The organism is Pseudomonas sp. WC2, assembly GCF_050586545.1.
GTDB lineage: Bacteria > Pseudomonadota > Gammaproteobacteria > Pseudomonadales > Pseudomonadaceae > Aquipseudomonas.
In genome coordinates, this window is the sequence record NZ_JBOBDR010000033.1 from 1 (window position 1) to 19,633 (window position 19,633).

Below are 19,633 nucleotides of genomic sequence, written 5' to 3' on the forward strand. Positions count from 1 at the left end.
TTCGGGAGTAAGTCTTGGGGTTTTTGAGCGCCTGCTCGCGAAGACGGTATTACGGCCACCACAAAACTCAGCGGCGCTCCTGATTCCTCGGCCAACTCAAACTGAAACAAGCCCCACCGAGACTCTTGCTCTTGCCAATAATCGCTCGCCCGTCATGCCAGTGAATGATCCGCCGCACAATCGACAGTCCCAGACCATGTCCACCCGACGCCCGCGTACGGCTGTCGTCCAGCCGCAGAAACGGCGTGAAGATCCGCTCCCACGCCACTTCCGGCACGCCCGGTCCGTCATCCTCGACATCCACCCGACAGCGTAACTGCCCGACCTGATAACTCACCGTTACCTTCGAACGCGCATGGCGCATGGCATTGCTCACCAGGTTCTGTAACGCACGGTGCAGGTAACGCGGCTCGGCCTCGACCCAGGCATCGTCGTTGTCCGCCGCCGACAGGCACAACCCGCGCTGCACCGTAACCTCCGCGCGCAGCGGCGCCAGCTCTTCGATGACTTGATTGACCAGCGCATCAAGGTCAATGCGCTGGAAGGTCAGCGCCGGCGAGCCCTGTTCGAGTCGCGCGTAGGTGAGCATTTCGTCGACCAATTTATCGAGGTCTTCAATGTCGTGATCCATGCCTTCGCGGTATTTTTCCAGCGCTTGCGGGGTGGTCGCCGAACCGATCATTTCCAGACCGAAACGCAGGCGCGCCACTGGCGTGCGCAACTCGTGGGAGACCGCGCGCACCAGTTCACGCTGAATCGCCAGCAACTGCTGCAAGTGCTCGGCCATGCCGTTGAACGCCGAGGCGAGGCGCCCGACCGAATCGGCACCGCGCGCCGGCACGCGGGTTTCCAGGCTGCCCTTGGCGATGCGCGTGGCCGCCGCTTCGAGGCCGCGCAAACGCCGTTCGAGTTGACGCACCAACAGATAAACAATCAACCCGATCAGGCTCAACCCGAGCGCGGCGATCAACACCAGCCACTCCGGCGGATAGGGGTTCATTTGATACAGCGGGCCGATCTCCAGCACCCACGGCGTGCCGACCATGCCGGCAAATACGCGGATCGAATCACCGCCCTTGCCCAGCGCCATCACCGTGTCGCCTTCTGACACGCGCCGACTCTGATCTTCGTCCATGTCGGCGTCATTTACGGTGACCAGACGCAGATCAAAACCGAAACCCTTCTCTTCCTTTATCTGCGCCAGACGTTTGGGTTGCTCGCCGACGGGCACGCGCACCAGTTCATCGGCGAGCAAATAAATGGTCGCGCGGGCCAGTTGTTCGCTGATCTGCTGCACCTCGCCAGTCAGAACAAGTTGTTCCTTGTCGCTGACCATTCGATAGACCTTGGCCGCGTGCGGGCCGGTCTGCTCGACCAAGGCCTGACCGCGTTGTACACGGGTGCGTTGGGACAGGTCGAGATCGGTTTCGGAGACCTTTTTCAGCGCCAGCGGAATCCCCAGCAACCGCTCCCACACCAGCAGCGCCCGATGGCGTTCGGTTTCGTTCATCGGTTGCAGGTTGCTGGCCATCAGCGAGAACGTCCCGTGGGCCAAGCGCTCGCGATACTGCTCGCTGCGCACCTGATTGAGCAGGTTCAGCGCCAGCACACCGAGCACCGCCACCAGAATAATCGCGGCGCACATGCCGCCATAGATGCGCAGGAAGATCGAATTCACAGCGGCAGATCGACGCAGGCTTCGGGGACAAACAAATAGCCTTTGCTGCGCACGGTTTTGATCAAGCGTGGATGGTCCGGGTCGTCGCCGATTTTTGGACGGATGCGCGAGATGCGCACATCGATCGAACGGTCTTGGCCGTCGTAGCCGATGCCGCGCAGGGCGGTGAAGATTTCTTCGCGGGACAAAATCCGTCCGGCGTTGGAGACCAGCAGCCAAAGCAGGTCGAATTCGGCGCTGGTCAGTTCGATGCCGTTGTCACTTAACCAGGCTTCGCGCAACGCATTGTCGACCACCAACGGGCCGAACTGCAGGCGGCGGGATTTTTCGCCGACCGGTTCGGTGCTGTCGCTGCGCCGCAGCAACGCTTGAATCCGTGCGAGCAACAACCGCGGGCGCACCGGTTTGCAGACGTAATCGTCGGCGCCAAGGTCGAGGCCTTGAATCTGATCGGCGTCATCGGTGCGCGCCGTGAGCATCAGGATCGGCCCCTCGTAGCGGTCACGGACCTTGCGGCAGATGCTCAAGCCATCTTCACCGGGCAGCATCAAATCGAGGATCACCAGATCCGGCTGGTCCTTGATGATCCGCGCCGCCGCCAGCGCACCGTTGCCTTCTATATCCACACGCAATCCATTGGCTTGCAGGTAATCGCGCGTGAGTTCGGCCAGTCGCTGGTCATCCTCGACGATCAATACCTGCCAGGCTTGTTGCTCCACCGGTGACCTCTGCTTTCTGTTTTTTATTGATAAAGGAAGAACCGTCTGCGCCACAGTGCGCAGATCCTCCCGTCCATTTGTCATGTTTAAGGAGGATAAGAATGCGTACGAACAGGCCGATTGTATAAACGGCGTACAGCCAGAACACAAGTCGGTAAATGCGTTCGGACAAGGCGGTTTTTTGTGGTAGGGTTCGCGCCCTTAAAAATCCGCTGAAGCGTTTTTTCCTGCTGAAAAATCGATGACAAACGGTCTAGGTCAGCAGGTCCGCGGCCTACACGCTTGTTCGCTGTTTAACACACAATTTACGCACAGGTTTATCCACAGGCAGAACGTTGCAAGGCCCCTCAAAACGCATTATCTTGTAGCACGGCGCAAGGCGAGACCCTACATATAGGGTTTTCCACTTAAACGCCCAACCACATTTAGGACCTGAAACTCAAGTGCTTTATTGCCAGTTTCCGGTTGAACCAAGCAAGTTTTTCAAAGCCCAAACCGCACTTGCGGATGGCACCGTTTTTTAGCTCGGAAACGACCGAAACGGTACGGGTGTTGCAGTCATTACTGTCACCCAAGAAGGAATCCGGCTCGAGCCCTGGCTCGCGGCCAAAGACTTCGGCAAGGATGCGGCGTCATTAGCCTTTTTCCTACTGGTCCGAAGTTGTTATGCCCGACTCCCGTCGGTTGTAGTGCTTCTGGCCAGAACGGTGGGCACCACGATGGTGCCCAAACAAACATAGAGAATGTGGAGATCACCCCCCATGCAAACCGACACAACTCGCGAGAACCCGCAGGGTACCTTGCCGCAGGCCGCCGATTCGACTTCGGATCTGGCAGCCACCGCGCCTGGTCAACTGCGTGTGATCAAGCGTAATGGCACTGTCGTTCCTTACACCGATGACAAGATCACCGTCGCTATCACCAAAGCGTTCCTCGCAGTTGAAGGCGGCACCGCTGCCGCTTCGTCGCGAATCCATGACACCGTGGCCCGCCTGACCGAACAGGTCACCGCGACCTTCAAGCGTCGCATGCCATCGGGCGGCACCATTCACATCGAAGAAATCCAGGACCAGGTTGAACTGGCCCTGATGCGTGCCGGCGAGCAGAAAGTGGCGCGCGACTACGTGATCTACCGTGACGGTCGTTCGAAAGAACGCGCTGCCCACGCCCCGGCCGAAGAAGCAGTCAACGCGCACCCGTCGATCCGCATCACCCGTGCTGACGGCAGCCTCGCGCCGCTGGACATGGGTCGTCTGAACACCATCGTCACCGAGGCCTGCGAAGGTCTGGAAGAAGTCGACGGCGACCTGATTCAGCGCGAAACCCTGAAAAACCTCTACGACGGCGTGGCCCTGACCGACGTCAACACCGCTTTGGTGATGACCGCCCGTACGTTGGTTGAGCGTGAGCCGAACTACTCGTTCGTGACCGCCCGCCTGCTGATGGACACCCTGCGTGCCGAAGGCCTGGGCTTCCTCGGTGTGGCCGAAAGCGCCACTCACCACGAAATGGTCGACCTGTACGCCAAAGCGCTGCCGGCCTACATCGCCAAAGGTATCGAGTTCGAACTGCTGAACCCTGTGCTGGCCTCCTTCGACCTGGAAAAACTGGGCAAGGCGATCAACCACGAGCGCGACCAGCAATTCACCTACCTGGGCCTGCAAACCCTGTACGACCGTTACTTCATCCACAAGGATGGCATTCGTTTCGAACTGCCGCAGATCTTCTTCATGCGCGTGGCCATGGGCCTGGCGATCGAAGAGAAGCAGAAAGAAGACCGTGCGATCGAGTTCTACAACCTGCTGTCGTCCTTCGACTACATGTCGTCGACCCCGACGCTGTTCAACGCCGGCACCCTGCGTCCACAGCTGTCGAGCTGCTACCTGACCACCGTGCCGGATGACCTGTCGGGCATCTACCATGCGATCCACGACAACGCCATGTTGTCGAAATTCGCTGGCGGCCTGGGCAACGACTGGACGCCGGTGCGTGCTCTGGGTTCGTACATCAAGGGCACCAACGGCAAGTCGCAAGGCGTGGTTCCGTTCCTCAAAGTAGTGAACGACACCGCGGTAGCCGTTAACCAGGGTGGCAAGCGCAAAGGCGCTGTCTGCGCTTACCTGGAAACCTGGCACATGGACATCGAGGAGTTCATCGAACTCCGTAAGAACACCGGTGATGATCGTCGTCGTACCCACGACATGAACACTGCCAACTGGATCCCTGACCTGTTCATGAAGCGTGTCTTCGACGACGGCAAGTGGACCCTGTTCTCGCCATCCGAAGTACCGGACCTGCACGACCTGACCGGTAAAGCCTTCGAAGAGCGCTACGAGTACTACGAAGCCCTGACCGAATACCCAGGCAAGGTCAAACTGTTCAAGACCATCCAGGCCAAAGACCTGTGGCGCAAAATGCTGTCCATGCTGTTTGAAACCGGCCACCCATGGCTGACCTTCAAAGACCCGTGCAACCTGCGCAGCCCGCAGCAGCACGTCGGCGTGGTTCACAGCTCGAACCTGTGCACCGAGATCACCTTGAACACCAACAAGGACGAGATCGCCGTTTGCAACCTGGGCTCGATCAACCTGCCGAACCACATCGTCAACGGCAAGCTGGACACCGCCAAGCTGGAACGCACCGTGAACACCGCCGTTCGCATGCTCGATAACGTTATCGACATCAACTACTACTCGGTGCCACAAGCGAAGAACTCCAACTTCAAGCACCGTCCGGTCGGTCTGGGCATCATGGGCTTCCAGGACGCTTTGTACCTGCAGCACATTCCTTACGGTTCCGACGCTGCCGTCGAGTTCGCCGACAAGTCGATGGAAGCGGTCAGCTACTACGCGATTCAGGCTTCCTGCGACCTGGCTGACGAGCGCGGCGCGTACGAGACGTTCCAGGGTTCGCTGTGGTCCAAAGGCATCCTGCCGCTGGATTCGCAACAGATCCTGATCGAACAACGTGGCCAGAAGTACATCGACGTTGACCTGAACGAAACCCTGGACTGGGCACCGGTTCGCGCCCGTGTACAGAAAGGCATTCGTAACTCCAACATCATGGCCATCGCACCGACCGCGACCATCGCCAACATCACTGGCGTCTCGCAGTCGATCGAACCGACCTACCAGAACCTGTATGTGAAATCGAACCTGTCGGGCGAATTCACCGTGATCAACCCGTACCTGGTTCGCGACCTCAAGGCTCGCGGTCTGTGGGACTCGGTCATGATCAACGACCTGAAGTACTACGACGGTTCGGTTCAGCAGATCGAGCGCATCCCGCAAGAACTCAAAGAGCTCTACGCGACCGCCTTCGAAGTGGACACCAAGTGGATCGTTGACGCGGCCAGCCGTCGTCAGAAGTGGATCGACCAGGCCCAATCGCTGAACCTGTACATCGCTGGCGCATCGGGCAAGAAACTCGACGTGACCTACCGCATGGCTTGGTACCGTGGCCTGAAAACCACTTACTACCTCCGTGCCCTGGCCGCGACCAGCACCGAGAAGTCGACCATCAGCACCAGCAAGCTGAACGCTGTTTCCAGCGGCGGCAACCACGGTGATGATTCGGTTCTGGCTGCTCCAGCCGGTCCAGCGCCAGTGCCAAAGGCCTGCGCGATCGACGAGCCGGATTGCGAAGCTTGCCAATAAGCTGAGCTGAGTCAGGTGTCGAAAGACACCTGAACGAAAAAGCCCCTGACAGACCTCTGGTTTGTCGGGGGCTTTTTTTTGCGTCCGTGTTGAGCCAGACAGATGCCGGCAGGCTGACAAACCGCCATCGCCAGCAGGGCTGGCTCCCACAGTTGGACGGCATGTAGTCAGCCAGAGACTGGTCGGCTGTCAGGCTGCCATCGCGGGCAAGTCGAACCGTCGCACCGCAGCTCAAACAGTCTTGAGTTGCAAACACCCCATCCAAAAACAAAAAAGCCCCTCAAAAAGAGGGGCTCTCTGACAAACCAAAACCCAGCATCAAGTCATCTGAATAATGGTCTGCATGATCGTGCTCTGAGTAGAAATGGTCTTGGCGTTCGCCTGATAGTTGCTCTGACCCTTGATCAGATCAACCAGCTCATTGGTCAGGTTAACGTTCGACTCTTCCAGCGAGTTCGAAGCGATCGAACCCAGCGTACCGGTTTCCGGCGCATCGTAACCCGGGATACCCGAAGCAAACGTCTCTTTCCAGCTAGTACCGCCCACCGCCTGCAGACCCTGCTCGTTGGTGAAGCTCGCCAGCGCAACCTGGCCGATCGCCTTGCTCTGGTTGTTGCTGAAGTTGGCGAACAACGTACCGGTGCCGTCGATGGTCAGGTTAGTGATCTGGCCAGTGGCGTAACCGTCCTGAGTCGGGATCGAACGCGCGGTGTCAGCGTTGTACTGGGTGGTTTTGCCCATCGAAATGGTCACGCCCGCCGGGTTCGCTGCTGCGCCGTTAGCCTTCCAGACGCCATCGGTTACAGTCCCTGGCACCCAGTTTTTCAGGGTCAGGTCGCTGCTGATGATCGCCGGGCCACCCAGCGGATCCGGGGTGCTGACCTGAGTCAGTTTGCCGGTCGCATCAAACGACAGGGTCGATGCTACCGGTGCAGTGACTTTCGGATCGCTGCCGGTAGCGTCGGCGTTGCGGCCGTCAACCAAGGTGTAAACCTTCCAGGTGTTGGCACCGGTTTTCACCATGTACTGATCCATGGTGTGCTGGTTGCCCTGACTGTCATAGATCGGCGTGCTGAACGACTTGGTGTAGGTCGCAGTGTTGGTCGGATCAAACTTGCCGGCCGCCACAGTGTCGTCGATCGGCGTGGCCGTCGAGTTCAGGTTGATGGTCGAGGTCACCAGCGAGGTGGACTTCGGCGCCAGGTTGGAAGTGTCGATCTTCAGGTCGGTCAGTACACCGTTGATGATCTTGCCGTTGGCATCCACACCGTAACCTTGCAGGCGCGAGGTGTAGTCGGTGTTGGTGATGTAACCGGCATTGTCGACCTTGAACGTACCGGCTCGGGTGTAGGTCACCGAGCCGTTGTTGCTCATGGTGAAGAAGCCCGAACCGTTGATGCCCATGTCCAGCACGTTGCCGGTGTTGTTGATGTCACCTTGGGTGAACTGCTGGGAAACGTTGGCCAGGCGTACGCCGTTGCCGATTACTTTGCTGCCGCTACCCAGGCGAGTGGCCGAGTAGACGTCTTCGAATTCTGCACGGGACGATTTGAAACCGGTGGTCGCCACGTTGGCGATGTTGTTGCCGGTCACGTCCAGTTGTTTGTTGGCTGCATAGAGACCGCTAAGGCCGATATTGAAAGACATATTCCACTCCTTTGTGCCGGTTAGTCGGCTCTATATACCAATGGTTTGTACTTTGGACAGGGCGACGGAGCCCTTGCCAGCCAGGTTGAGCATCAGCTCGCCACCGGTCTGACTGATCGTCACGCTGTTGACGGTGGCCGGCAGGTAAGTGACCAGGTCCGTCGCGGCGCCGTTGATTGGCGCGTTGGCTTTGAAGGTGTAAGTGCCGACAGGAACCACAGTGCCCGACGCATCCTTGCCGTCCCAAGTGAAGCTGGCATCACCAGCAGCGCGGCTGCCCAGATCGATGGTGCGAACAGCGTTGCCGTCCTTGTCGGTGATGGTCACGGTGCCTTCGGCGATGGACGACGGGACACTCACCGTACCGGTCAGGCCTTTGGTCGGATCATCCAGTTGCGCGGTGTTGGTCTGCACGATCACGTTACGGCCAACCAGCGACGAGGCCTGCAGGGCCTGCGACGAGTTGTAGTTGCCGGCCAGCGAACTGACGGTGCTGTTCAGCGTGGTAATGCCTTCCAGGCTGCTGAACTGCGCCAACTGCGCAACGAATGCGCTGTTGTCCTGCGGATCGAGCGGGTTCTGGTTTTTCAGCTGGGTTACCAGCAGTTGCAGGAACGCGTCCTTGCCCAGCGCTTGACCGCCGGTTGCACTGTTGGTCGCCGACGCGATGCCGCCGGTGGTGGTGCTGCTGGCCGTCTTCGAGGAGTTGGCCAGGATGTCATTCATGCTCAGGGAGCTGGTGGTATCGGAAACACTCATGGCAGTCGCCCCTTATTACTGACCGAGGGTCAGGACCTTCTGCATCATGGTTTTGGCGGTGTTCATCATTTCGGCGTTGGTCTGGAAGGACCGGCTCGCGGAAATCATGTCAGCCATTTCTTCCACCACGTTGACGTTCGGGTAGTAGACGTAGCCTTTGGCGTCGGCCGCCGGATGGTTCGGCTCGTAACGCGCTTCGAGGTTGCTCTGGTCTTCGACCACGCCGAGCACCTGCACGCCCTGCCCCGCGGCGTCCTGGCTCTGGAACAGCGAGTTGCTGCCACTGTTCTGGCCGCCCTGGAACATGGTGGCGAACACCGGGTGACGGGCGCGGTAGGTCTGGTCGATGCTCGAAGAGACGGTTTCGGCGTTGGCGATGTTCGAAGCCACGGTGTTCAGACGCGTGGTTTGAGCGCTCATGCCGCTGCCGGCAATGTTGAAAACGCTGGACAGGGACATGGATTACTCTCCGCGCAGGGCTGACACCAGCCCTTTGAATTTGCTGTTGAGCAGCGTGAAGCTGGCCTGGAAGCCGACGGCGTTTTCCGCGTAGTTCGACTGTTCCAGTTGGGCGTCGACGGTGTTCTGGTCGATCGAAGGTTGCATCGGCGTGCGATACAGCAGCGATTCGTCGCCGTTGCCCAGACCTTCAGCTTCGATGTGACGGCTGTTGGTCATGTTCAGGGCAATGGTGCCGTTGGCGTTTTTCTGGGTCTGCGCTTCCAGTACTTTGGAGAAGTCCAGATCCCGCGCCTTGTAGTTCGGGGTATCGGCGTTGGCGATGTTGTTGGCCAGCACTTCTGCACGCTGGGCGCGGAAGCCCAGAGCCTTTTCGTGAATGCCGAGCGCTTTATCGAAGCTGATGCTCATGTCGGGAACCTTCAGGTGACCGGTTTTTCGTAACTGAGCTTTAGCAAGCGCCGTGCCAACGCATCAACCCCCCATAAACCGGGGCTTTGCCGGGAGTCGGCAAAGCGGCAATGCCAGAAAAGCGGCAACCGGTTTCCGCCGGATGCCGCTTTTCTGCCGCTTCTGCCTCGCAGAGAACACCACTGAACCCTGTGGTATTCGTGGGAAATAATTGGGGCATAAAAAAACGGGAGGCCTTAAGGCTTCCCGTTTTTTGTATTGCCGCTGCAATCATTTCGCCTGGTAAATAATCCCCGGGCTGCACTGGACCATCTGGTAATGATCCGGCAAACCGTTCAGCGCTTCGGAAGCGCCAAGGAACAGATAACCACCCGGCTTCAACGTGCTGTGAATACGCAAAAGGATGTCTTTCTTCACTTCAGCAGAGAAGTAGATCAATACGTTGCGGCAGAACACGATGTCGAATTTGCCCAGCGCTGCGTAGCTGTCGAGCAGGTTGAACGAGCGGAACTCCACGCGGTTCTTGATCGGCGCCTTGATCACCCAGCGACCTGGCCCTTTCGGGTCGAAGTAACGCTGCAGACGTTCCGGCGACAAACCGCGACCGATCGCCAGGCTGTCGTACTCGCCGGTCTTGCAGTTGGTCAGCATCAGGCCGGACAGGTCAGTGGCAACGATCTGCACGCCCATCTTCAACTGGCCAAGGTTGCTGCGCTCGAACTCGTCGATCGACATCGACAGCGAGTACGGTTCCTGGCCCGACGAGCAAGCTGCCGACCAGATCCGCAGACGCTGGTTGGGGCTGGCCTTGATCGCTTCGGGCAGCACCTTGTTCTTCAAGACTTCAAACGGATAGGTGTCACGAAACCACAGGGTTTCGTTGGTCGTCATGGCATCGACCACCTGCTCGCGCAAACCGCTGCGCGGCTGGGTCTGGATGCGCTGAACCAGCTCACCCAGGGACTTGATGCCTTGCTGCTCCATCAGTTTGTTGAGACGGCTCGAGACCAGGTACTGCTTGTTTTCACCGAGCAAAATGCCACAGGCTTTTTCCAGGAAGACCCGGAACTGTTCGAAATCCAAATTACCCGTAGACAATGATGCCGCCTCTTAAATCGTGTTGACCGCCAGGGACAAAGCGCCCCTAGCTGATATCTGCTGCTTTGATCCGGTCGACTACCCGGGATGCCAGGTCATCAGGACGGAATTTGGCCAGGAAGTCATCGGCACCGACTTTCTTGACCATCGCCTGATTGAATACCCCGGACAACGAAGTATGCAGGATGATATGAAGCTTTTGCATGCGCGGGTCAGCGCGGATCTCGGCCGTCAGGGTGTACCCGTCCATCTCCGGCATCTCGATGTCGGAGATCATCATCAGGAACTCTTCTTCCGGCTTCTTGCCCTCGTCGACCAGCTTGCGCAGGTAATCCAGCGCCTGCTTGCCGTCGTTCAGCGCGACCACTTCAACGCCGACCGTCTGCAGGCAACGCGTGACCTGCTTGCGCGCCACCGATGAGTCATCGACCGTCAGTACCCGCAGCGACAACGCCTTGGTCTGGGTCTCGACATCGACCACGCCCACCGAAATCGCTTCCGGTGTCGGCGCAACTTCCGCCAGCACTTTCTCGACGTCGATGATTTCGACTAACTGATTGTCCACCCGAGTCACAGCGGTCAGGTAATGATCGCGACCCGTGCCCTTGGGCGGTGGATGAATCTCTTCCCAGTTCATGTTGACGATGCGCTCCACCGAGCGGACCAGGAAACCCTGGGTCTTGGTGTTGTACTCCGTGATGATCACGAACGGGTTCTTCTTGTCCTTCAACGCCCCCGAGCCGGTCGCCATTGCCAGATCAAGGATCGGAATGGTTGCCCCTCGAATATTTGCCACCCCGCACACGACAGGACTGGACTTGGGCATCAACGTCAGTGACGGGCACTGCAACACTTCCCGTACCTTGAACACGTTGATTCCGTAGAGCTGCTGACCGTCGAGACGGAACAACAACAGCTCCAGGCGATTCTGCCCTACCAGTTGCGTGCGCTGGTTCACCGAATCCATTACACCAGCCATGCCCAGACTCCTACACCAACGCCAAGTGTTGTTGCGACGCACATTCATTGCTAAACGGCACGGCGCTTGCTTTTTAACTCGTATGAACGCTCAAACGACATTTTTCCGACACCTGACATCCCCTCTTCGCCGAGGGCTTTGCGCAGTGTCCGCCATTTGCTGCTTTTTAGCTGGCAGCCCTGCCAATGCTGATGCGGTTACCTTGCCTGACATGCTTATCGGCGTCACTCAGGGCTTTCTTGAGTTCACCGTAGAAGACTATCTGGCCACCAGTCAAACGGAAGGCCGCTACGAAATCGAGGTCAAGCAGCTCGATCCGCGTATGCGCATGCCTATGTGCGACAAGGAATTGACAGCCTCGCTGGAGAGTCCGGCACGTCCTTTGGGCCGGGTAACCGTCAAGGTTCGGTGTGAGGGCGGCTCCCCCTGGACGGTGTTCGTGCCCGCTCAAGTCCGGCTGTTTCGCGAGATTGTGACGACCACGCGGCCACTCAAACGCGCCGGCATTATCGAGCCGCAGGACGTGACCTTGCGTGAGCGCGACGTGAGTACGATCAATCAAGGCTTTCTGACCTCGGTAGACGAAGCGATCGGACAGAAATTAACCCGACCAACGGTCGCCGATCAGGTCATTACTTTGGTCCATCTGGAACAGGCAGAAGTCGTGCGCAAAGGTGATCAGGTGGTCATCACCGCCCGCAGCGGCACGCTCGCTGTGCGCATGCCCGGCGAAGCGCTGGCCAATGGCGGTTTGAAAGAACAGATCCGGGTGAAAAACCTTAATTCCCAGCGCGTCATCAAGGCGCAAGTCATCGCGCCGGGACAGGTGGAAGTCGCGATGTAAAAGCCTTATGAGAAAACTGGCGCGGACCCCGTCGCTTCCCTAAACTGTGCCGCAGCAGGACACGCGTCGGCGCATGCAAGCTCATTGTTAAATGGGCCTAAAGTTTTCCAGGGGATGGCCGAAAACATGGCAAGCGTCCAAATTCCCAGAGGTTTTTATCATGGTCATCGATTTCAGCCGTTTGAACAGCTCCTCGTCACTTACGGGCAGTACACGTACCAGCAACGCCAAGGAGACCGCTGAAACCGGTACTTCCGCGCCGCTGAATACCCCGGCCGAACAGGCCAGTACCGCAAAAAGCGGGGAATCGGTACACCTCAGCAATGAGGCTCAACAGTTGCAGAAGGTCACTGACAAGCTGCGCGATCAGCCTGCTGTCGACAAAGCCCGTGTGGCCGAGTTGAAAGCCGCGATTGCCGATGGCAGCTATAAAGTCGACAGCAACCGTGTAGCCAGCAAACTGCTCAACTTCGAAGCCCAGCGCTAGGCTTTTGCCGGCGCCAGGCTTTTGGACGCTTAAAACCCAAGGCCAGCCATGCACGATACTAATTTATTGCAACTGATCAACGACGACTTTGCTCCAGCTCAACAATTGCTGGAGTTGCTGCAAACCGAATCCCTCGCGTTGCACGGTCGCGACATGCCCTTGCTGGAAGAAATTCTGGCGCACAAACAGGCATTGATCATTCTGCTCGAACAGCATGGCCGCAAGCGCAGCGAAATCCTCGCCAGCCTCAACTTGCCGACTGATCGCAGCGGTCTCGCGCAGTTGGCCGGCCAATCGAGCATTGGCGAGCAGTTGCTGACACAAGGCGACGCATTGACCGATCTGATCGCTCAATGCCAGGCCGCCAACCTCAAGAATGGCCAGTCGATCCAGATCCAGCAGGCCGCCACGGCCAATCAGCTGAAGATCCTCACCGGTGGTGAAGCGCCAGCGCTTTATAACGCCAGCGGTACATTTGCCAAACCCGCCGTACCGCGTCCGCTCAGCCAGGCATGAGTCGTTGATGCGCCAGCTCTATCAACCCGCGGAACATGCTGGCAAAATGCTGGCTAGTCGTCATATTTTGTCTGGAGATTGATAAACCGTGTCCAACGCCCTCAGCGCGGATGATGCTCCGCAGCCCCCTAAGGTGCTCACCACGCCACTGGAAATCTCCAGCAACCTGCGCCAGCTGCAAGACAGCCACGATCCGCTGATCATCACGTTTCACGAACGCACCCAGCGTTTTCAGAGCTATCTGATCAAAGTTGACCGCGACAGCGCCACGATCGCTCTCGACGAAATGATCCCACGCGATGGCGAACGTTTCCTGCTGGCCGGCGAGCCGTTCAGAGTTGAAGGGTTTCACGACGGCGTCCGTATCGCCTGGGAATGCAACGGCACGCTGAACATTGAAGAATCCGAAGGCGACCGCTTCTACACTGGCGATCTGCCGACCGAAGTGGTTTACCACCAGCGTCGCAATGCGTTCCGCGCCGCGTTGAAACTCACCGACCTGGTCAGCGTAGAACTGGGTGGCGAGAAGCTCAAAGCCCCGATCAACGGCAAACTGCTGGACATCTCTGCGACCGGCTGCAAGTTGCGTTTCGAAGGTGACATCACTGACCGCCTGCAACTGGGCCAAGTCTACGATCGCTTGATCGCCCCGCCGCTGTTCGGTAATCAACCGACCGCCGTCGAACTGCGCTACCTGCACTTCGAAGAAAAACTCAACATCACTTTCGCTGGCCTGCGTTTCCACAACATCAGTGGTCAGGCGGCGCGCAACGTTGAACGTTTCGTTTATCAATTGCAGCGTGAAGCACGCCGTTTCGATAAAGACGACATGTGATTCGCGGCGAGCAATAAAAAGGGCAGTCCTTGACGGGACTGCCCTTTTTTATGCGCGGCGTTTTTTCGTCAGATCACGGTCTGCCGCCACTGAGATCCGGCGCCGGCTTGTCGTCATCAGCATCCGGTTCGGCTTCGACCGCAGGTTCTGGCGGCGTTTCGGGCTCAGGCTCGGGGCTCACTGGCGACTGCACCGGATCCTGCACCATTTGCTCCTGCACCACCTGCTCGTCGACCCGAGGATCAAGGGCAGCCACCAGCGGCGAACTGGACATGCTGTCTGGCATCGCCACGTGGTGCAGCGGCGCGTCGTCGACCTGATGCAGATTGGTTACGGCTTTCGGGCGGATGCGCCACACCAGCACCAACGCGAAGAAGCTGAAGAACGCGTACAGACTCTGGCTGCCAAACAACTTCATCAACACACCCGCCAGCAACGGCCCGATGCTCGCGCCGACCCCATACGTCACCAGCAGCATCGCCGTCAGCGATACTCGCCGATCACCCTCGACATGGTCGTTGGAGAACGCCACCGCCAATGGATATAGGCAGAACTGCACCAGCGAACACAGGAAGCCAACGCCGAAGAGCACTTCCAGCGGCACCTGCGGCAGCACCGCCAACGGCAATGCCGCCACCGCCAGGAACCCGGCAAAGCAACGAATCAACAGCGCCCGATCATAACGGTCGGACAACCAGCCCAATGGCCACTGCACCAACAGCCCGGCGAAGATGCAGCTACCCATGAACAGACCGACCTGCTCGGTCGACAGCCCCTGTTGCGAGGCATACAACGGCGCCAGACCGTAGAACGAACCGATGATCAGTCCGGCCCCGAGCACCGTACTCAATGACTGCGGCACGCGCTTGATAAAGAAACGTGGCTCCATCGGCGCCGGGTGCAACGGTGCCGGGTGAATGCGCCGGGTCAGCGTCACCGGCACCAGACACAAGGCGAAGCACAAGGCGACCAGCATCAGCAGTTCCAGACCCAGACCCGGGTGCATCACGAGGATCAGCTGACCCAGCACAAGCCCGAGATACGAAGCGATCATGTAGCCGCTGAACACCAGACCGCGCTGATTGGCATCCGCCTGCTCATTGAGCCAGCTCTCGATCACCATGTATTGGCACATCATGCCCAGACCGACGATGGTCCGCAGCACCAGCCACGCCGGCAGCCAGTCCACCAGACCATGGCCGAGCACCGCCGCGCCGACAATCCCCGCACATGCCGAGTACGCACGGATATGCCCGACCCGGGCGATCAAGCGGTGGCCGATCTTGCCGCCCAGCACCAGACCAAAATAGTTGGCCGCCATCAACGCACCGACCCACAAGCCGTCGACGTTGTCAGCGGCCAAGCGCAAGGCCAGATAAGTCGATAGAAGGCCCGAGCCGATCAACATCATCAGCGAGGCGAAATACAGCGCTCGAAAGGATTTCCAGATTTGGCGCATCGGCGTTCCGAGCGGCTCCTTGCAGTAAAGACCGGGCTACCAAAACGATAGCCCGGTGGCGACGGTGCGTCAGGCCTGGGCTGCTAGAACACGCCGTTCCCAGGGAGTGATTTCATCAAAGAAGCTGGTCAATTCCATGGTCTTCGAAGCGATGTAGCCTTCGATGAACTCCTGTCCGAACAGTTCCCTCGCCAATTGGCTACGTTTCAGACGTTCAAGCGCGGCGTGCAAGGTACACGGCAGCGAGAGGTTGTCCGGCACCTCGAACTCGCCCTGAATTGCCTCAGCCGGCTCCAGCTCATGCTCGATGCCATGCAAACCCGCGGCCAGACTGGCGGCGATCGCCAGATACGGGTTGGCATCGGCGCCGGGCAAACGGTTTTCGACCCGGCGCGCCACCGGCGAACTGGCGGGAATACGCAAGCCGGCGGCGCGATTGTCATGGGACCAACAGGCGTTATTCGGCGAAGCGTAGGGATGGCACAGGCGTTGATAGGAGTTCACGTTGGGCGCAAACAGTGCGGTGAATTCCGCCATGCCAGCCTGCTGGCCACCGATGAAGTGGCGGAACATTGCTGTCGGTTGACCGTTTTCGTCGCTGAACACGTTCTTGCCCGTGTTGCTGTCGACGATGCTCTGGTGAATGTGCATCGAACTGCCCGGCGTGTGCGCCAACGGCTTGGCCATGCACACCACGGTCAGGCCGTGCTTGAGCGCGACTTCCTTGAGCAGGTGTTTGAACAGGAACGTCTGATCGGCCAGCAGCAGTGGGTCACCGTGCAGCAGATTGATTTCAAACTGGCTGACACCCATTTCGTGCATGAAGGTGTCGCGCGGCAGGCCGAGGGCGGCCATGCATTTGTAGACTTCGTTGAAGAACGGCCGCAGACCGTTGTTGGAACTGACGCTGAAGGCTGACTGACCATCCTCGCGCCGACCATCAAGGCCCACCGGCGGACGGAACGGTTGAGTAGGGTCGGTGTTCGGGGCGAACACAAAGAACTCCAGCTCCGTCGCCACCACCGGGCTTAGACCGCGCGCGGCGTAACGGGCAATGACCTTCTTGAGCTGGCCACGGGTCGACAGGTTGGAGCTTTCCCCGGTCAGTTCATCGGCGTCGCAGATGGCCAGTGCGCGCGGATCGTCGCTCCATGGCAAGCGATGGATTTGGCTCGGTTCGGCAATCAGCGCGAGATCGCCGTCATCGCTGCCGTAAAACCGCGCCGCAGGGTAACCGCCCATGATGCACTGCAACAGCACACCACGCGCCAGTTGCAAACGCCGCCCTTCGAGGAACCCCTCGGCGGTCATCACCTTGCCCCGTGGTACGCCGTTCAAATCCGGCGTGACACATTCAATCTCATCAATGCCGGTCAGTCGCTGCGCGAGTGAACGCTGGCCATCGGTTGTCATGACACTATCCTTGTTATTGTGCGAGCCGCGAACGGCGACCCGTACAAAATAGGCTTCGGCTGTTCGGAATATCAAGCAGCGTCAAACAAAAATGCGCGTCAAGGTAGATAAAGGCTGAAGACTCCGCCACCGAGTGGTCCGCCGTTGCTGATCTCGGTGCGACCTTCGACACCGTTGCGCTGGTGCAGCGCGGCAATGCGGTTGGCGAAATACAGGCCCAATCCGGTGCTGCCGCTACTGTGGTTGATGCCTTGCACATAATCGGCCTGGCGTTCGAGCATCTCGGCCGGATAGCCGTCGCCGTCGTCGTTGATGCTCAGCACCAGTTGACCGGCCTCGTCGCTGACGGTGATCAGCAACGACTCGCGGGCATAGCGAATCGCATTGTTGATGCAGTTGCCGAGCACCGACGCGATCAGTTCACGGTCGAAAAATCCCAGCGGGCTTAGCGGGTCGACTTCATAGGTCGCGATGATGCCGCGGCTGGCGAACACCTCTTGATGCGACGCCAGTTGCGCCTCGATAAAGTCATCGAGCTCGTGGTACGCCGGTTGCAGCGGCATCTGGTTGACGCCGAGCTTGTACAGCCCGAGCAACTGCACCAGCATGCCGTTGAGGTGGGCGAACTCGAAGTCGATTACGCCTTGTTCCGAGCCTTCGCGCAGCGCTTGCGGCAAACGCGCAAGCCATTGGCTGTGGGCCTGCATCAGCATGGCCAGCGAGTTCTTCATGTCGTGCACGGTGGAGGCGATCACCGTGGAAAAATCCAGAGCTTGCTCGTCGTGGTTCATTCGCCAAACGCCTTGCTTTTCAGCTTCTGATAACGCGCATGACGCGCGTCGGTGTCGGGCATCAGGCCGACCATTTTCAGGCAGGCCCGACATTCTTCCAGCTCCGCCGATGGCACCGAGGTGTCGGTGCCGTGCAGCAGCGACTGGGCCAAGTTCAGCGCGATACTGATGTTCTTCGGTTGCATCTTCAGCGCCTTGCGGAACACCTCGCGGGCCTCCACCAGGTTGCCGGTCTTGTACACGCGTACGCCCTGACGGTTGAGGTCGGCAGCGGCGTTGCTGGAGCTGAGGATAGTCGGGTCATCGGTGAGTTTGGCGATGTCTTTCATCACCGCCGGGTCGTCGCCATAGATCTCCGCGCAGCTCTTGAGCATCGAGGTGCCCGCCTCAGCCTGACCGAGCATCTGCAGTTGCTTGGCGACCAACAGCGCCGCTTCCGGACTCATGAATTGTTCCATGCCGTCGAGGCGCATCAGCGCTTGTTCGGTAAGCTTGTCGGCGGTCTCGGCATCGTTGAGCAGCAGGCTGGTGGCCTTCATTAAACGTGCACGAATCTGCAGGCCAGGGTCGGTCGGGTTTTCCTTGGCAACAGCGCTGAGGGTGGTGTTGATTTCCAGCCGTGTACGCGTATCAAGACCACGATCACTGCCCTTGCTGATCAACGCGTGGGCCAGACCCAGATTGCTCTCGGGATCTTTGAATCGCGACTGCGCACCTTGCGCCACTGCCTGACGGTAGGCGCGCGACGCGGTATCGAAATCCTCGTTGGCCATGGCCAGTTTGCCGAGCAACGCTTGGCGACGCACCGCCAGCGGCGACAAGCGAATGGCCTCTTCCAGCACTCGTTGCGCGCCTTTGGTGTCACCTTCGGACACCAACACATCGGCCATGCCGTCATACAGCGCCGGCATCATCGGGAACACCTTCAGCGCTTTCTCATAGACGCCTTTGGCTTGCGCAACCTGACCGCGCTTGAACAACAACTTGCCCAAACCGGCAAACGCCCAGGGCAACGGCCGGTCGGCGATGATGCTGTCGTAGAGACGCTCGAGCGCTTCGTTCTGGTTCATCTCACGCAGCGCATCGGCACGGTAACGCAGGCACAGCGGCGAATAACGGATGTCCTGCTTGCACAGGGCGATGCAAGCGTTAAGCACCTCGACCGGCTTGCCACGGTCGAGGGCTTGCAGAATCGGTTTGAGCAACGTCTTGCGCTGCTCCAGACGCTCCAGGCGCTGGGCCAGACCGGAGCGGTTGAACGGTTTGGTCAGGTAGGCATCGGGCTCGTGCTCCAAAGCACTGAGCACCATCGCCTGACTGGTTTCGGCGGTGACCATGACGAACACCGCTTCATGGCTGATGAGCTTTTCCAGCATCAAGTCTTCGAGGACCTGCTGACCGTTCTTCTTACCGTCGCCAAGGTGGAAATCCTGCAGGATGAAATCGTAGGACTTCTGCGCACACATCTTCAGCGCCTGCTCACCGGAGTCGGCTGTATCGACGTCCTTGACCCCAAGCTCGCGCAGCATCGAACGAACGGAACTGCGGAAATCCGAGAAATCATCGACGATCAGAAAACTCTTTTGGTGATACGACAGCATCGAAGATTTCCAGGCAATTGAAGTGAGGGCTATTTCAGGCGCGCAGATGATAGCTGGCGGCCAAATGCTATCAAGTGGTTTCGCGCGACTTTGAAGTCACCGAGTGAGTTATCGGCCAGAAGTAGCGTTCTCTGAAGCCAATCCTTCAAGTTTTCTTGTCCAACGATTGCCGCGTCTCCCAGCCCATAGGCATAAAAAAAGCCCCGCCAGATCGCTCTGTGCGGGGCATTTGAGGTAGTGCTACGAAGGCCTGATGCCACGAGCAAAACTTTTTCGCGGGC

General features: G+C 58.8%; 18 protein-coding genes. 5 read left to right on the forward strand and 13 right to left on the reverse strand.

Annotated elements, in window-relative coordinates; all coding sequences use genetic code 11:
- Positions 1 to 67: 67 nt before the first annotated feature.
- Both ACQ4OE_RS26395 and ACQ4OE_RS26400 read right to left on the reverse strand, forming a co-directional pair.
- Positions 68 to 1,678, reverse strand: coding sequence for an ATP-binding protein (locus tag ACQ4OE_RS26395; protein WP_122592279.1), 1,611 nt, complete (start codon positions 1,676 to 1,678; stop codon positions 68 to 70).
- Complete coding sequence (locus ACQ4OE_RS26400; protein WP_122592280.1) at positions 1,675 to 2,397, reverse strand: response regulator transcription factor; 723 nt, start codon at positions 2,395 to 2,397, stop codon at positions 1,675 to 1,677. The genes ACQ4OE_RS26395 and ACQ4OE_RS26400 overlap by 4 nt, the downstream gene beginning before the upstream one ends.
- A 761-nt stretch (positions 2,398 to 3,158) precedes the next feature.
- Here ACQ4OE_RS26400 and ACQ4OE_RS26405 point away from each other — a divergent pair.
- Positions 3,159 to 6,053 (forward strand): ribonucleoside-diphosphate reductase subunit alpha, encoded by a 2,895-nt coding sequence (locus tag ACQ4OE_RS26405; RefSeq protein WP_122592281.1) that lies wholly within the window; start codon positions 3,159 to 3,161, stop codon positions 6,051 to 6,053.
- A 318-nt stretch (positions 6,054 to 6,371) separates the two neighbouring features.
- Here ACQ4OE_RS26405 and flgE read toward each other — a convergent pair whose 3' ends face one another.
- From flgE to ACQ4OE_RS26435, 6 genes are all read right to left on the reverse strand, one after another.
- Positions 6,372 to 7,700, reverse strand: a complete 1,329-nt coding sequence (gene flgE / locus ACQ4OE_RS26410; protein WP_430948428.1) for a flagellar hook protein FlgE — start codon at positions 7,698 to 7,700, stop codon at positions 6,372 to 6,374.
- 30 nt (positions 7,701 to 7,730) lie between these two features.
- Positions 7,731 to 8,459 (reverse strand): flagellar hook assembly protein FlgD, encoded by a 729-nt coding sequence (gene flgD, locus ACQ4OE_RS26415; RefSeq protein WP_430948429.1) that lies wholly within the window; start codon positions 8,457 to 8,459, stop codon positions 7,731 to 7,733.
- 15 nt (positions 8,460 to 8,474) lie between these two features.
- Positions 8,475 to 8,918: a flagellar basal body rod protein FlgC gene (gene flgC / locus ACQ4OE_RS26420; protein WP_003227217.1), complete on the reverse strand. Its 444-nt coding sequence runs from the start codon at positions 8,916 to 8,918 to the stop codon at positions 8,475 to 8,477.
- Positions 8,919 to 8,921: 3 nt separating this feature from the next.
- On the reverse strand, positions 8,922 to 9,329 hold the full coding sequence (flgB, locus tag ACQ4OE_RS26425; RefSeq protein ID WP_053122819.1) for a flagellar basal body rod protein FlgB: 408 nt from the start codon (positions 9,327 to 9,329) through the stop codon (positions 8,922 to 8,924).
- Between the two features lie 270 nt (positions 9,330 to 9,599).
- The gene (cheR, locus tag ACQ4OE_RS26430) at positions 9,600 to 10,427 is read right to left on the reverse strand and encodes a protein-glutamate O-methyltransferase CheR (RefSeq protein ID WP_007917583.1); all 828 of its coding nucleotides are present in this window, start codon (positions 10,425 to 10,427) and stop codon (positions 9,600 to 9,602) included.
- Positions 10,428 to 10,473: 46 nt separating this feature from the next.
- Positions 10,474 to 11,406, reverse strand: coding sequence for a chemotaxis protein CheV (locus tag ACQ4OE_RS26435; protein ID WP_158954473.1), 933 nt, complete (start codon positions 11,404 to 11,406; stop codon positions 10,474 to 10,476).
- A gap of 82 nt (positions 11,407 to 11,488) precedes the next feature.
- Here ACQ4OE_RS26435 and flgA point away from each other — a divergent pair, with 82 nt between their 5' ends.
- From flgA to ACQ4OE_RS26455, 4 genes are all read left to right on the forward strand, one after another.
- Complete coding sequence (flgA, locus tag ACQ4OE_RS26440) at positions 11,489 to 12,250, forward strand: flagellar basal body P-ring formation chaperone FlgA (RefSeq protein WP_430948430.1); 762 nt, start codon at positions 11,489 to 11,491, stop codon at positions 12,248 to 12,250.
- Between the two features lie 160 nt (positions 12,251 to 12,410).
- Complete coding sequence (gene flgM, locus ACQ4OE_RS26445; RefSeq protein WP_007960324.1) at positions 12,411 to 12,737, forward strand: flagellar biosynthesis anti-sigma factor FlgM; 327 nt, start codon at positions 12,411 to 12,413, stop codon at positions 12,735 to 12,737.
- Between the two features lie 48 nt (positions 12,738 to 12,785).
- Positions 12,786 to 13,253 (forward strand): flagellar protein FlgN, encoded by a 468-nt coding sequence (locus tag ACQ4OE_RS26450; RefSeq protein ID WP_122596063.1) that lies wholly within the window; start codon positions 12,786 to 12,788, stop codon positions 13,251 to 13,253.
- An 88-nt stretch (positions 13,254 to 13,341) separates the two neighbouring features.
- A complete protein-coding gene (locus tag ACQ4OE_RS26455) occupies positions 13,342 to 14,088 on the forward strand; it encodes a flagellar brake protein (RefSeq protein WP_122596062.1) in 747 nt (248 codons plus the stop codon).
- Positions 14,089 to 14,161: 73 nt separating this feature from the next.
- Here the strand turns inward: ACQ4OE_RS26455 and ACQ4OE_RS26460 are convergent, their stop codons facing one another.
- The 5 genes from ACQ4OE_RS26460 to ACQ4OE_RS26480 form a co-directional block, all read right to left on the reverse strand.
- Positions 14,162 to 15,547, reverse strand: a complete 1,386-nt coding sequence (locus ACQ4OE_RS26460; protein WP_430948431.1) for an MFS transporter — start codon at positions 15,545 to 15,547, stop codon at positions 14,162 to 14,164.
- A gap of 69 nt (positions 15,548 to 15,616) precedes the next feature.
- Positions 15,617 to 16,858, reverse strand: coding sequence for a glutamine synthetase family protein (locus tag ACQ4OE_RS26465; protein ID WP_430948434.1), 1,242 nt, complete (start codon positions 16,856 to 16,858; stop codon positions 15,617 to 15,619).
- Between the two features lie 200 nt (positions 16,859 to 17,058).
- Positions 17,059 to 17,751: a sensor histidine kinase gene (locus tag ACQ4OE_RS26470; RefSeq protein WP_430948432.1), complete on the reverse strand. Its 693-nt coding sequence runs from the start codon at positions 17,749 to 17,751 to the stop codon at positions 17,059 to 17,061.
- Positions 17,748 to 19,352 carry a tetratricopeptide repeat-containing response regulator gene (locus tag ACQ4OE_RS26475; protein ID WP_122596058.1) on the reverse strand — a complete coding sequence of 535 codons (1,605 nt, stop codon included), beginning with the start codon at positions 19,350 to 19,352 and terminating at the stop codon, positions 17,748 to 17,750. Before ACQ4OE_RS26475 ends, ACQ4OE_RS26470 begins: the two co-directional genes overlap by 4 nt.
- Before the next feature lie 29 nt (positions 19,353 to 19,381).
- Positions 19,382 to 19,633, reverse strand: a 252-nt coding sequence (locus ACQ4OE_RS26480; protein ID WP_430948433.1) for a hypothetical protein, incomplete at its 5' end; no start/stop codon positions are given.

Coding starts and splice junctions, on each gene's coding strand:
- ACQ4OE_RS26405 (WP_122592281.1), top strand. CDS start 3,159: ATGCAAACCGACACAACTCGCGAGAACCCGCAGGGTACCTTGCCGCAG.
- flgE (WP_430948428.1), bottom strand. CDS start 7,700: ATGTCTTTCAATATCGGCCTTAGCGGTCTCTATGCAGCCAACAAACAA.
- flgD (WP_430948429.1), bottom strand. CDS start 8,459: ATGAGTGTTTCCGATACCACCAGCTCCCTGAGCATGAATGACATCCTG.
- flgC (WP_003227217.1), bottom strand. CDS start 8,918: ATGTCCCTGTCCAGCGTTTTCAACATTGCCGGCAGCGGCATGAGCGCT.
- flgB (WP_053122819.1), bottom strand. CDS start 9,329: ATGAGCATCAGCTTCGATAAAGCGCTCGGCATTCACGAAAAGGCTCTG.
- ACQ4OE_RS26435 (WP_158954473.1), bottom strand. CDS start 11,406: ATGGCTGGTGTAATGGATTCGGTGAACCAGCGCACGCAACTGGTAGGG.
- flgA (WP_430948430.1), top strand. CDS start 11,489: ATGAACGCTCAAACGACATTTTTCCGACACCTGACATCCCCTCTTCGC.
- flgM (WP_007960324.1), top strand. CDS start 12,411: ATGGTCATCGATTTCAGCCGTTTGAACAGCTCCTCGTCACTTACGGGC.
- ACQ4OE_RS26450 (WP_122596063.1), top strand. CDS start 12,786: ATGCACGATACTAATTTATTGCAACTGATCAACGACGACTTTGCTCCA.
- ACQ4OE_RS26460 (WP_430948431.1), bottom strand. CDS start 15,547: ATGCGCCAAATCTGGAAATCCTTTCGAGCGCTGTATTTCGCCTCGCTG.
- ACQ4OE_RS26465 (WP_430948434.1), bottom strand. CDS start 16,858: ATGACCGCCGAGGGGTTCCTCGAAGGGCGGCGTTTGCAACTGGCGCGT.
- ACQ4OE_RS26470 (WP_430948432.1), bottom strand. CDS start 17,751: ATGAACCACGACGAGCAAGCTCTGGATTTTTCCACGGTGATCGCCTCC.
- ACQ4OE_RS26475 (WP_122596058.1), bottom strand. CDS start 19,352: ATGCTGTCGTATCACCAAAAGAGTTTTCTGATCGTCGATGATTTCTCG.